This window comes from Phocaeicola barnesiae DSM 18169 = JCM 13652 (assembly GCF_000374585.1).
GTDB lineage: Bacteria > Bacteroidota > Bacteroidia > Bacteroidales > Bacteroidaceae > Phocaeicola > Phocaeicola barnesiae.
Genome location: NZ_KB894652.1, coordinates 94,382 through 107,457, shown reverse-complemented (window position 1 = coordinate 107,457; position 13,076 = coordinate 94,382). Strand labels below are relative to the sequence as shown.

Annotated in this window: 10 protein-coding genes; 4 read left to right on the top strand and 6 right to left on the bottom strand. The window is 53.3% G+C overall.

Annotation, left to right across the window (positions count from 1 at the left end; translation table 11 throughout):
* Positions 1–58 precede the first annotated feature (58 nt).
* Positions 59–1,396, bottom strand: a complete 1,338-nt coding sequence (gdhA, locus tag C510_RS0111075; RefSeq protein WP_018711411.1) for an NADP-specific glutamate dehydrogenase — start codon at positions 1,394–1,396, stop codon at positions 59–61.
* 225 nt (positions 1,397–1,621) lie between these two features.
* Between gdhA and C510_RS0111070 the strand changes: the two genes are divergently transcribed.
* Positions 1,622–4,579 carry a PEP/pyruvate-binding domain-containing protein gene (locus C510_RS0111070; protein ID WP_018711410.1) on the top strand — a complete coding sequence of 986 codons (2,958 nt, stop codon included), beginning with the start codon at positions 1,622–1,624 and terminating at the stop codon, positions 4,577–4,579.
* A 351-nt stretch (positions 4,580–4,930) separates the two neighbouring features.
* A complete protein-coding gene (locus tag C510_RS0111060; RefSeq protein ID WP_018711408.1) occupies positions 4,931–5,629 on the top strand; it encodes a DUF4369 domain-containing protein in 699 nt (232 codons plus the stop codon).
* An 81-nt stretch (positions 5,630–5,710) separates the two neighbouring features.
* Here the strand turns inward: C510_RS0111060 and C510_RS0111055 are convergent, their stop codons facing one another.
* From C510_RS0111055 to C510_RS0111035, 5 genes are read right to left on the bottom strand one after another with little or no spacing between them, the layout of a single operon-like run.
* Positions 5,711–6,457, bottom strand: coding sequence for a lysophospholipid acyltransferase family protein (locus C510_RS0111055; protein WP_018711407.1), 747 nt, complete (start codon positions 6,455–6,457; stop codon positions 5,711–5,713).
* Between the two features lie 22 nt (positions 6,458–6,479).
* Complete coding sequence (locus C510_RS0111050) at positions 6,480–7,631, bottom strand: metallophosphoesterase (RefSeq protein WP_025892642.1); 1,152 nt, start codon at positions 7,629–7,631, stop codon at positions 6,480–6,482.
* 5 nt (positions 7,632–7,636) lie between these two features.
* A complete protein-coding gene (locus tag C510_RS0111045) occupies positions 7,637–8,542 on the bottom strand; it encodes a vitamin B12 dependent-methionine synthase activation domain-containing protein (protein ID WP_018711405.1) in 906 nt (301 codons plus the stop codon).
* 4 nt (positions 8,543–8,546) lie between these two features.
* Positions 8,547–9,887, bottom strand: a complete 1,341-nt coding sequence (locus tag C510_RS0111040) for a dihydroorotase (protein ID WP_018711404.1) — start codon at positions 9,885–9,887, stop codon at positions 8,547–8,549.
* Positions 9,888–9,924: 37 nt separating this feature from the next.
* Positions 9,925–10,671, bottom strand: a complete 747-nt coding sequence (locus tag C510_RS0111035; RefSeq protein WP_025892645.1) for a polyprenol monophosphomannose synthase — start codon at positions 10,669–10,671, stop codon at positions 9,925–9,927.
* A gap of 226 nt (positions 10,672–10,897) precedes the next feature.
* Between C510_RS0111035 and mnmL the strand changes: the two genes are divergently transcribed.
* A complete protein-coding gene (gene mnmL / locus C510_RS0111030; RefSeq protein ID WP_018711402.1) occupies positions 10,898–11,824 on the top strand; it encodes a tRNA modification radical SAM protein MnmL/YtqA in 927 nt (308 codons plus the stop codon).
* 27 nt (positions 11,825–11,851) lie between these two features.
* Positions 11,852–13,042: an FprA family A-type flavoprotein gene (locus C510_RS0111025; RefSeq protein WP_018711401.1), complete on the top strand. Its 1,191-nt coding sequence runs from the start codon at positions 11,852–11,854 to the stop codon at positions 13,040–13,042.
* Positions 13,043–13,076 lie beyond the last annotated feature (34 nt).

Below are 13,076 nucleotides of genomic sequence, written 5' to 3'. Positions count from 1 at the left end.
TACAATACAAAATACAAATACAACTAAACGAGATATTTTTTCTTGTTACATAAGTCTTTTATACGATTCCCTGTGCCATCATGGCATGGGCCACTTTCATGAAACCGGCGATGTTCGCGCCTTTTACATAGTTGATGTAACCGTCTTTTTCGGTGCCGTATTTCACACATTGTTCGTGGATGTCATGCATAATCTGGTGCAGCTTGTCGTCCACTTCCTGTGCGCTCCAGCTGATGTGCATGGCATTCTGGGTCATTTCAAGTCCGGAGGTCGCTACACCGCCTGCGTTGACTGCCTTGCCCGGTGCATACATCACTCTGTTTTCGATGAAGGCGTCAATGGCTTCGGGGGTACATCCCATGTTCGAGATTTCTCCGACACAAAGAACGGAATTTTTTATCAGATTACAAGCGTCTTCGCCATTTAATTCATTCTGGGTGGCGCAAGGAAGCGCGATATCCACCTTTACCTCCCACGGACGGCGTCCCGGTACGAAGGTAGCTTCGGGGAATTTCTCGGCATACGGAGCCACGATGTCGTTTCCGGAAGCCCGCAGTTCCAGCATGTAGTCTATCTTTTCGCCGCTGATGCCAGCCGGGTCGTATACATAGCCGTCAGGTCCGGATATGGTCACTACCTTGGCGCCCAGTTGGGTGGCTTTGGTGGCAGCTCCCCAGGCTACGTTGCCGAATCCGGAGATGGCCACGGTCTTTCCTTTGATGTCGATGCCCTTCTTGTCGAGCATGTGTTTCACGAAGTAGAGTCCTCCGAAACCGGTAGCTTCCGGACGGATGAGTGAACCTCCGTATTCCAGTCCTTTTCCGGTAAAGGTTCCGGTGAATTCATGGGTCAGTTTCTTGTACATGCCGAACATGTAGCCTACTTCGCGTCCGCCTACGCCGATGTCACCGGCCGGTACATCCATGTTCGGACCTACGTGGCGCCACAGTTCCAGCATGAAGGCCTGGCAGAACCGCATGATTTCGGCCTCGCTCTTTCCGCGGGGGGAGAAATCGGAACCGCCTTTACCGCCACCCATCGGGAGCGTGGTCAGGGCATTCTTGAAGGTCTGTTCGAATCCCAGGAATTTCAGGATGGAGAGATTCACGGAAGCGTGGAAACGGATACCTCCCTTGTACGGGCCGATGGCATTGTTGAACTGGACACGGTAACCCAGGTTGACCTGTACCTTACCTTTGTCATCTACCCAGGGAACCCGGAACGTGATGACACGGTCGGGCTCTACCAATCGTTCTATCAAGGATACTTTTTCGAATTCAGGATGCTGGTTGTAGACTTCTTCGATAGAAAGTAATACTTCTCTTACCGCCTGCAGGTATTCTGATTCACCCGGATGCTTGGCTTCCAAGGATGACATAAGTCTGTTGATATCCATAAAAGATTAGTTTAAGGTGTGACAATTTGTAATTGTTAGGTACTGCAAAGTTAGTTTTTTATTTGAAACGTGCAAGTGTTTTTCTGTGAAAAAGCACTATCGAATGATAAAAAGTTAAGTTTGCGGCTTTTTTTCATGGGAAGGGGCGGATGGATTTTGCGGATTGTAGTTGCATAACTCGCCGGAATTTCCGATTTTTGTTTCCACGATTAAAATCAGAAGACTATGATAAACCATCTGAAACTGAATCAACTGTATTTTAAAGATACCCAGTTTGCCAATCTGATGACCCGCCGGATTTTCAATGTCCTGCTGGTGGCCAACCCCTACGATGCTTTCATGCTGGAGGACGACGGCCGGATTGAGGAGAAGATTTTCAACGAATACATGAACCTGAACCTGCGTTATCCTCCGCGTTTCACACAGGTGGTCACCCGCGAGGAGGCCTGGAGGCAGCTGAACAATACGGGGTTCGACCTGGTCATCTGTATGCCGGGCTCCGACAACAGCGATACTTTCGACATTGCCCGCGAAATCAAGCAGAAATATGCCAACCTGCCGCTGGTGGTCCTCACCCCGTTCTCGCACGGCATCCGCAAGCGCATGGAGCACGAAGACCTGAGTATTTTTGAATATGTGTTCTGCTGGCTGGGAAATACGGACCTGCTGGTATCCATTATCAAACTGATAGAGGACAAGATGAACCTGGAACACGACATCAAGGAAGTGGGTGTCCAGATGATTCTGCTGGTAGAAGATTCCATCCGTTTCTATTCCTCCGTATTGCCGAACCTGTATAAGTTCGTGCTGAAGCAGAGCCAGGAGTTTGCTACGGAGGCTTTGAACGAGCATCAGCGTACGCTGCGTATGCGCGGACGTCCCAAAATCGTGTTGGCCCGTTCGTACGAGGAGGCCAAGGAGTTGTATATGAAGTATGCCAACAATGTATTGGGGGTGATTTCGGATGCCCGTTTCCCGCGCGAAGGGGTGGTCGACCCGTATGCCGGTATCCGGCTGCTGAAAGAAATCCGTTCCATGAATCCCTTCCTGCCGCTCATTCTGCAATCGTCCGAGCCGGAAAACCGGAAATATGCCGTGGAATGCCGGGCCCAGTTTGTCGATAAGAACTCCAAGAAGATGAATATCGACCTGCGCGAGGCCATCTCCGAGCATTTCGGATTCGGCGATTTCGTGTTCCGCGACCCGGTGACGAAAGCAGAGGTGGCGCATATCCATAACCTGAAGGATTTGCAGAATGCCGTCTTTACCATTCCGGCCGATTCTTTCCTGTATCATATCGGGCGTAACCACGTTTCCCGCTGGCTGTATTCACGGGCCATTTTCCCGGTGGCCGAGTTCCTGAAGCAGGTTACCTGGGAGTCGTTGCAGGACCTGGATGCCCACCGGCAGATTATTTTCGAGGCGATTGTCCGCTACCGGAAGCAGAAGAACCAGGGCGTGGTGGCCGAGTTCAAGCGCGACCGGTTCGACCGCTATTCCAATTTTGCCCGCATCGGCGACGGCTCGTTGGGGGGCAAGGGGCGTGGTCTGGCCTTTATCGATAACCTGCTGAAACGTCACCTGGAATTCGACGAGTTCGAGAACGCGTCGGTGGTGATTCCCAAGACGGTGGTGCTCTGTACCGATATCTTCGATGAATTCATGGAAACGAACCAGCTGTATCAGTTGGCCTTGAGCGATGTGGACGACGATACCATCCTGCATGCCTTCCTGCGTGCCAAGCTGCCCGACCGCCTGGTGGAGGATTTCTTCACCTTCTTCGAGGTGGTCAAGACACCCATTGCCATCCGCTCGTCCAGCCTGCTGGAGGATTCGCACTACCAGCCGTTTGCAGGCGTATATTCCACCTATATGATTCCATACCTGGAAGACAAGTACGAAATGCTCCGCATGCTGAGCGATGCCATCAAGGCGGTCTATGCTTCCGTATTCTATAAGGACAGCAAGGCTTACATGCAGGCCACCAGCAATGTCATCGATGAAGAGAAGATGGCGGTCATCCTGCAGGAAGTGGTGGGTACACAGTATGGCGACCGGTATTACCCGTCCATTTCGGGAGTGGCCCGTTCCATCAATTATTACCCGATCAACGATGAACTGGCCGAGGAAGGCATTGTCAGCCTGGCCCTGGGACTGGGGAAATACATCGTCGACGGCGGTGTCACCCTGCGTGTCTGTCCGTATCATCCTACGCAGGTCCTGCAGACCAGCGAGATGGAGATTGCCTTGCGCGAGACGCAGACCCGTTTCTATGCCCTCGACCTGAAGAATATGGGGCAGAAGTTTTCCCTGGACGACGGTTTCAACCTGTTGAAACTTTCCGTCAAGGATGCCGAGGCCGACGGGGCACTGGATTATCTGGCCTCTACTTACGACCCTTACGACATGGTCATCCGCGACGGTATCTATCCGGGGGGACGCAAACTCATCACTTTTGCCAACATCTTGCAGCATGATGTCTTTCCGCTGGCGCAGATTCTCCGGCTGGCCCAAAAGTACGGACAGGGCGAGATGAGGCGGCCGGTAGAGATTGAGTTCGCGGTCAATTTCGATGCCAAGACCAAGAGCGGTACGTTCTACCTGCTTCAGATTCGTCCGATGGTGGATGTGAAGGCCGATCTGGCGGAAGACTTGCATGCGGTGCCGGAGGAAGAGTTGCTGCTTAAGAGCGAGAACGCGTTGGGGCATGGCATCATCGACGATGTGTGCGATGTCATTTACGTGAAGACTCAGGGGTATTCCGCTTCCAACAACCAGCTGATAGCCTACGATATTGAAAAATGGAACAAGCGTTTCCTGGACGAAGGGAAGCATTACGTGCTGATAGGTCCCGGACGGTGGGGAAGCAGTGATACCTGGCTGGGCATTCCGGTGAAATGGCCGAACATCTCGGCGGCACGTATCATCGTCGAGGCCGGTCTGACCAACTACCGCGTCGATCCGAGTCAGGGCACCCATTTCTTCCAGAACCTGACCTCGTTGGGCGTAGGATATTTCACCATCAACGCCTATATGAACGACGGGCTGTACAACCAGGAGGTGCTCGATGCCATGCCGGCGGTCGAGGAGACCAAGTTCATCCGGTGGGTGCGTTTCGAGCGCCCGCTCACCATCAAGATGAACGGGAAGAAGAAGGTGGGCATTGTACAGTTGCCTGTATGACATGCTGTCCGCCTTGCCGGGTCGGAAAGCCGATGGCCGTGCTTATGAAAATTACTGTTTCCAATCACGATTTCGATAAACGGACCGGTGCCGGAAGAAGGGCTGGAGCAGGGGGAAATCCCGCCTGTTTCCGGCCGTTTCCCGGTGGCGGAACGGCTTTTCCGCAGGTGCTTCGGGGGAAATGAATCTACTCACTACCTGCTTGTTAGATACATATTTCTACTGCTTTTAAGTAAACAAATGTGTAATTCAGTAATAAACCCCTATTAAGTTTAATTTTTGATAAAATTCTTTCCAACGTGACGTAAAGATTATACCTTTGTCCCGTAAAATGATAAGAAGGATTTCTGCATGTATAAACTTTATTTTTTTCTGTTCTGCGCAGTTCTTTTTGCTTCTTGCTCCAAGAAGTATAAGATAGAAGGCATTTCTTCCGTGTCTTTGCTAGACGGCAAAATGCTCTTCATCAAAGTTCCGGCAGGCGACCACTGGGAAAATATTGATTCGGCCGAAGTCATCCATGGTTTGTTCAAGATGAAGGGGGAGGTGGACTCCACCGTTTTCGCTTCGTTGTATATGGACGATGAATGTATCATGCCCTTGGTTATCGAACCGGGCAACATCCGCATTTCCATCGACAATGCCGGCATCACCATCAAGGGAACCCCTTTGAATGACAGTTTCAACGATTTTATCCTGAAGAAGAATTCATTGGACGACAGGGCTTACGATGTGGAACACGAAGAGAGCCGGATGATTATGGACGGTCACGACCTGGCTACGGTACATAATGAAATCGGTAAGAAGCGGGCTGCGCTGGCCGATGAGATGAATAACCTGGCCAAGGAGTTTATCCAGCAGAATTATGATAACGTGTTGGGACCGGGCGTATTCCTGATGCTGTTCAACGGTATGCCTTATCCGATGCTGACTCCCATGATGGAGGAGATTGTTTCGAAGGCTCCCGAATCGTTCATGAACGACCCGCTGGTCAAGGAATACGTGGCGGTGGCCCGGAGTAATATGGAGAAGATGAATCATCATCCGTAAGGAGAACGTAGTATAGAAGAACGTCCGTTTCCAGCAGGTTCCACTGCTCGAAACGGACGTTTCTTTTTCGGGGATGCCCGCTTATTGGACGGGCACCTGTCCCTTGTATTTTTCCGGAAGTCCCGATTCAATGGCTTTGTAGGATTCTTCCAGCAGCATTTTCTGGTTCTCTGGACCTTTCCCGATGGGGTAAATCGGTTGGTGGATGGTCAGCTTCATGCGGTGCCAGTGCAGCAGCTTGCTGGTACGCGGCAGGACGTCGAAAGAGCCGTCTATGGTCATCGGTACGACGGGAAGCTGCAGCTGGTCGGCCATCTGGAAAGCTCCTTTCTTGAACTCCCGCATGTGGCCGCTGAAGGTACGGGCCCCTTCCGGGAATACCACCATCGAGGTACCTCCCTGCAGGACACGTTCCGCGTTCTTGATGGTTTCGTATACTTTGCGTGGGCTGGACTTGTCCACAAAGATGAATCCGGCCATTTCGCAGGCTTTTCCCACGAAAGGAATTTTCCGCAGACTCTTCTTCATCATCCATTTGAAGTTTCTTCCCAGATACCCGTATATCAGAAAGATGTCGAAGGCTCCCTGGTGATTGGCCAGAAAGACGTACGAGGTCTTTTCGTCGATGTTTTCTTTGCCTTCTACCTTGATGGGCAGCAGGAACGTGATGCAGGTCAGCTGTGACCAGATTTTACCGGGATAGTATCCCCAGAAATGGCCGTTTCCCAACCAGCATCCCAGGGTGGTGACCAGTGCCGTCAGGATCGTCAGGACCAGGAAGATGGGCAGTCCGATGCAGATTTGGTAAATGATGTATAAGATTCTCATAACTGTTAGGAATTTTATTGGATTAATTACATTTCCGTAAGGTCAGTACCGTGATTTCGGGCCATGCTCCCAGCCGCATCGGGAAGAGCACGTAGCCCAGGCCGATGTTCACATACAGTCCCCGTCCGTTTTCCAGGTACATGCCCCGGTGTTCGGGGTAGATGAACCGCGAGACGGAGAACCCGAGGAGGCTGATCTGCATGTCGTGGGTATGGCCGGCCAGCATCAGTTGGACGTCGGTGTCGGGCAACACTTCGCGGCGCCAGTGGGTGGGGTCGTGGCTCAGCAGTACCTTGAACATGCCCTCGGTGCCTTGCAGGGCTTTGGGCAGGTCCGCCCTGTCGGGGAAAGGCGGTTTCCCGCAGTTCTCCACACCCACCAGGGCGATGGAGTCGTTGCCCCGGTGCAGCACCCGGTGTTCGTTCAGCAGGAGCTGCCAGCCCATGCGTCTCTGGTAGGCGATGAGGCTGTCCACGTTGGCCAGCCTGTCCTGTTCGCTGTCCCAATGCGCGTAGGTGCCGTAATCGTGGTTGCCCAGAATGGAGTACACTCCGTCTTTGGCGGTCAGTTGCCTGAAGACGGGAGCGAACTCGGGCAGTTCGTCCGAGCGGCTGTTCACCAGGTCACCGGTAAACACGGCCAGGTCGGGCTGTATGGCGTTGCAGAGGTTGATGGCCCGTTGCAGCCCTTCGCTGTTGCCCTTCCAGCTTCCGGAATGGGTGTCCGAAATCTGCAGAATCCGGTAGCCGTCGAAGGCTTCGGGCAGGTCGGGCGAGCAGAATGTCACTTCGTGTATCTTGAAATTCTCTTTTCCGTAGACCGCCCCGTAGATGACGTATCCGCACACACCCAACGAGGGGAAGAGGGCTATCCATCCGTGGGGCAGGCTGCACCGGCACAGTTTCCCGATGCCGCGTACCAGCAGGCTGAACAGCACGAAGAACGTCTTGGGGACAGCGATGCAGAGTACCACGATCAGGTAAATCCCGAAGTAGTCGTGAAAGGTTTCCTGGGCGGTGACGAAGATGCCTAAGAGCGCCAGCAGCAGGAGGCTGGGGGCCCAGTAGAGTCTTTTCTGCCAGTTGGCCAGGCCTTTCAGGTATACCCGGTGGATGTACCAGTCCGGCAGCAGGAGCAGGAGCAGAAAAGCAATTGTTACGCGTAGTAGAATCATCATAATCAGTTCTGTAAATTGGCGGTAAGGTATTTTCTTATCGTGTCTGTCGGAAGGTTCCTCCGCCGGGCGTAGTCGGCCAGTTGTTCTTCATCGATTTTCCCGACAGCGAAATAGCGTGAGGCCGGATGGGCGAACATCAGCCCGCATACCGAGGCATGGGGTTGCATCATCCCGTTTTCTGTCAGGCGGATGCCTATCCGTTTCATGTCTATCAGTTCGTCCAGCAGGAAGCTCACCGAGATGTCCGGAAGCGAAGGGTAGCCTACGGCAGGACGTATGCCCTGGTATTCTTCGTTCAGCAGCTGCCGGATGGACAGTTGTTCGTCGGGGGCGTATTTCCAGACTTCCTTGCGCACGGTTTCGTGTATCTTCTCGGCAGCGGCCTCGGCCAGGCGTTCGCCCAGGGTCTTTACCAGGAGCTGTTGATAGTCGTCGTTGCTGTATGCCGCTTCCATCCGTTCGTCGATGGTCGTGGCGAATCCGCCCACCGTGTCGGGGATGCCCGATGACAGCGGGCGTACGAAGTCGCTCAGGCAGAGGAACGGGGCCTCGGCATGCACGCGTGTCTGCTGCCGGAGCAGCGGGAAGTGTACTCCGTTCAGTATCAGGTTGTCGCCGTCGGAATTGGCTTCCATCAGCCGGTAGACGGCGTATACCGGATAGCGGCCGTCCAGCTCGTTCAGCAGTTGCCGGGCGTCGCGGTACAGTTTGATTGCTTCCCTGGCCTTGGCACGGTCCGTTTCGTCGAAACGGCTCACCCAGCCTTCCTGGCAGGCGGGGCATCCGTGTATATCCGAAACCGTGGCGAAGCGTGGCTGGAATCCCCAGGCATGGAAGAAGTAAATCCAGTTGATGTATTCGGCCAGGTCGTGTAGCTGGTATGTCGTTACGGTAATGTCTGTCTGCATGGGCTTAGCGTTCGAAGGTCAAGGCTTGTCCGCGGTGTTCTTTGTCTACCTTTCCGTGGGCATAGACCGAAGTTCCGTTCACAAAAGTCTGTACCACCTGTGCATGGAAGGTCTTTCCCTCCATCGGGCTCCATCCGCATTTGCTTTCGATGCAGTCGGGGGTGACGGTCCAGGTCCGGTTCGGGTCTACCAGTACCAGGTCGGCCTGATACCCCGGCCGGATGTAGCCGCGGTGCTTTATCTGATAGAGTTCGGCCGGTGCGTGACACATCTTCTGCACCAGTTGTTCGATGCTCAGTACGCCTTCGTGTACCAGTTCGAGGATGCTTACCAGCGAGAACTGGAGGGTAGGCATGCCCGAAACGGCTTTCAGGGCGCCGCCGTTCTTCTCGCTCAGCAGGTGAGGGGCGTGGTCCGTGCCGATGACGTCTATCCTGTCGGTCTTCAGGGCTGCACGCAGGGCGTCGCGGTCCTGACGGGTCTTGATGCTGGGATTGCACTTGATGCGTGTCCCCAGGGTACGGTAGTCTTCGTCGCAGAAGCACAGGTGAGAGACACAGGCCTCGGCGGTAATCTTCTTTTCGTGGATGGGCTTGTCTTCAAAGAGTGCCAGTTCGCGGGCGGTGCTCACGTGCAGGATGTGCAGGCGGGCACCTGTCTCCTTGGCCAGTTGCACGGCCAGGGAAGAAGAGCGGTAGCAGGCCTCTTCGCTGCGTATCAGCGGGTGGTAGCACACGTCCGGGTCTTCCCCGTACAGGGCCTTGTAGTGTTCGGTGTTCTGGCGGATGGTGTTCTGGTCCTCGCAATGGGTGGCTATCAGCATGCCGGCTTCCGAGAAGATGGTGCGCAGGGCTTCCATCCGGTCTACCAGCATGTTGCCCGTGCTGGCTCCCATGAACAGCTTCACGCCGCATACCCGGGTCTTGTCCAGTTCCTTCAGCAGGTGGACATTGTTGTTGGTCGCTCCGAAGTAGAAGGAATAGTTGACGATGCATTTGGTGGCGGCGTCGGCAAACTTCTGTTCCAGGGCTTCCAGCGTGGTGGTCTGGGGGTTGCAGTTCGGCATGTCCATGAAGGAGGTCACGCCTCCGGCTGCGGCAGCGGCTGTTTCGGTGGCCATGTCCGCCTTGTGGGTCAGGCCCGGGTCACGGAAATGCACGTGGTCGTCAATGACACCTGGAATGAGGTAACAGCCGTGGGCGTCTATCTCTTCGTCGCAAGGGCGGGAAGGGCGTTCGTCTGCGTGAAGCACTTCGCTGATGACTTCGTTTTCTATGACTACGGAACCGGCAAAGCAGCTGCCTTCGTTCACGATAAGGGCGTGGTGTATCCAGGTACGTTTCATGACAATTGTTTATCAGAAGGGGTTAAGGGTTAATGTTTCAGTTCTGCGGGTGCGGGTATTTCTTAAACCAGCTGTCCCATTTCAGCCGCATCACTCCGAAGACGGCTTCGCCGAAGATGCTGGAATTCATTTTCGAGGTTCCCAGTTCGCGGTTGATGAAGATGACGGGCACTTCCACGACCTTGAATCCGCACTTGTAGGCGGTGAACTTCATCTCTATCTGGAAGGCATAGCCTTTGAATTTGATTTTGTCCAGCGGGATGGTCTCCAGCACCCTGCGCCGGTAGCATTTGAATCCGGCGGTCGTGTCGTGGATGGGCAGTCCGGTGACGATGCGCACGTATTTCGAAGCGAAATAAGACATCAGGACCCGTCCCATCGGCCAGTTTACGACGTTTACTCCGCTGATGTAGCGCGAACCGATGGCCACATCCGCCCCTTCGTCGTGGCAGGCGTGGTAAAGGCGGGGCAGGTCGTTCGGGTTGTGGCTGAAGTCGGCGTCCATCTCGAAGATGTAGTCGTAGCCGTGTTCGATGGCCCATTTGAATCCGGTAATGTAGGCTGTGCCCAGTCCCAACTTGCCTTTCCGTTCAATCATGAACAGGCGTTCCGGAAACTCCTGCTGTAGCCGGCGTACGATGTCTGCGGTTCCGTCCGGTGAATTGTCCTCGATAATCAGGATGTGAAAGCATTTTTCAAGTCCGAATACGGCCCGGATAATGTTTTCGATATTTTCTTTTTCGTTATAGGTCGGAATTATAACGATGCTGTCACTCGTCTGCATGTTCTTTTCTTTATAGATAGGTTGGGCAAAGATAGTAATAAAATACAAATTTGTGGAAGTTTTTAAGGAGGATTATGCAAGAGTTTACAGCTTTGAAACAAGATTCCCCGTGTCGCGGGTCCGGGTGTTTGCGGACGGGAGTTTTTCTTCTGTTCGTCACTCGTTTGGGAATGTTGTCGTTTCCGTGATTTTTTTGTAACTTTGCAACGCTTTTAAAAAGAAACGGATGGACGAACGTTTGCGTTACAATGATTTTTCGGGATTCCTGGCTGCCCGGTTTCCTTACAAGGTGCAGAAAATCTCGCTGAATGCCGGATTTACCTGTCCGAATCGGGACGGTTCGAAAGGATATGGCGGATGTACCTATTGCAACAACCAGACTTTCAATCCGGCCTATTGCCGCACGGAGAAGTCTGTGTCGCAGCAGCTGGAGGAAGGGAAATCGTTCTTTGCCCGGAAATATCCGGAAATGAAATACCTGGCTTATTTTCAGGCTTACACCAACACGTATGCCGGGCTGGAAAAGCTGAAACGGATGTACGAGGAGGCCTTGCAGGTGCCCGACGTCGTCGGACTGGTCATCGGGACACGCCCGGACTGCATGCCGGATGCCTTGCTGGATTACCTGGAAACGCTGGACAGGCGTACTTTCCTCCTGGTGGAGTACGGCATTGAGAGTACGGACGACCGGACGTTGGAGCGGATTAACCGCGGACATACCTTTGCCTGCACCTGCGACGCGGTGCGGCGTACGGCAGAGCGGGGAATCTGTGTAGGGGGACATGTGATTCTCGGCCTCCCGGGAGAAGGACGTGAGGAACTGATTCTTCAGGCGGAGAGGCTGTCCGACTTGCCGTTGACTACCTTGAAGCTGCACCAGTTGCAGCTGATAAAGGGGACGAGGATGGCGCATGAATACGCCTTGTGTCCTGCTGACTTTCACCTGTACAGTGCGGACGAATACATCGAGCTGGTCATTGATTATATCGAACATCTCCGTCCGGACCTGGTGCTGGAGCGTTTCATTTCCCAGTCGCCCAAAGAACTACTGATAGCGCCCGACTGGGGGTTGAAGAACCACGAATTCACGGAAAAGGTGCGCAGACGCCTGCGCGAACGTGATTCCTGGCAAGGAAAATATTGGAAAAAATGATGGTAAATATCTTATAATTATAGAAAAATGGAAATTAGAGGTAAAGTTCATTATGTGGGAGTGAACGATCGCAACAAAGCATTGTTCGAAAACCTGTGGCCGTTGCCTTACGGCGTATCGTATAACTCGTATCTTATCGCCGACGATGAAATGGTGGCTTTGGTAGATACGGTAGATGTATGTTTCTTCGAAGTCTACCTGAAGAAAATCCGTAGCATCATCGGAGACCGTAAAATCGATTATCTGATTATCAATCACATGGAACCGGACCACTCGGGCTCTATCGCGCTGATCAAGCAGTATTATCCGGAAATCGTGCTGGTAGGCAACAAGAAGACTTTCGATATGGTGGAAGGCTATTACGGAGTAACCGGCGAACGCTATGTGGTAGGCGAAGGCGATTTCCTGAAGCTGGGTCACCACAACCTGCGTTTCTACCTGGTTCCGATGGTTCACTGGCCGGAAACGATGGTTACCTACGATGAAACCGAGGGTATCCTCTTCTCGGGCGACGCGTTCGGCTGTTTCGGTGCCTTGAACGGTGGCTGCATCGACCGCAACATCAATACCGATATCTATTGGAACGAGATGCGCCGCTATTATGCCAACATCGTGGGCAAGTTCGGCAATCCGGTACAGAAGGCTTTGCAGAAATTGGGCGGCTTGAAAATCAATACCATCTGTCCGACTCACGGTCCGGTGTGGGAAGAAGAGATTCCGCGCGTGGTTGATCTGTACGACAAGATGAGCCGTTACGAAGGCGAAGAAGGCGTGGTCATCGCTTACGGAACCATGTACGGCAATACAGAGGAACTGGCCGAAACCATTGCCGAGGAATTGAGTAAAGAAGGTATCAAGAACATCGTGATGTACAATGTTTCGCAGACCAACCATTCCTTTATCCTGTCAGACATCTTCAAGTACAAGGCATTGATTGTGGGCTGTACGACCTATAACATGCACCTGTACCCTGAAATGGAATCGCTGTTGAGCAAGGTGGCTGCCCGCGAAATGAAGAACCGTGTCATGGGTTACTTCGGTTCCTACACCTGGGCGAGCGCCGCTGTCAAGAAGCTGGGTGAATTTGCCGAGAAACTGAAATTCGAACTGGTGGGCAATCCGGTAGAAATGAAGCAGGCCATGAAGCAGGACAACTATGCGCAGGCTAAAGAATTGGCCAAGGCAATGGCCGACCGTCTGAAAGCCGACCGCAAGTAACGAGAAAGGCAACCCGTCCGGGAGTTCCGGACAG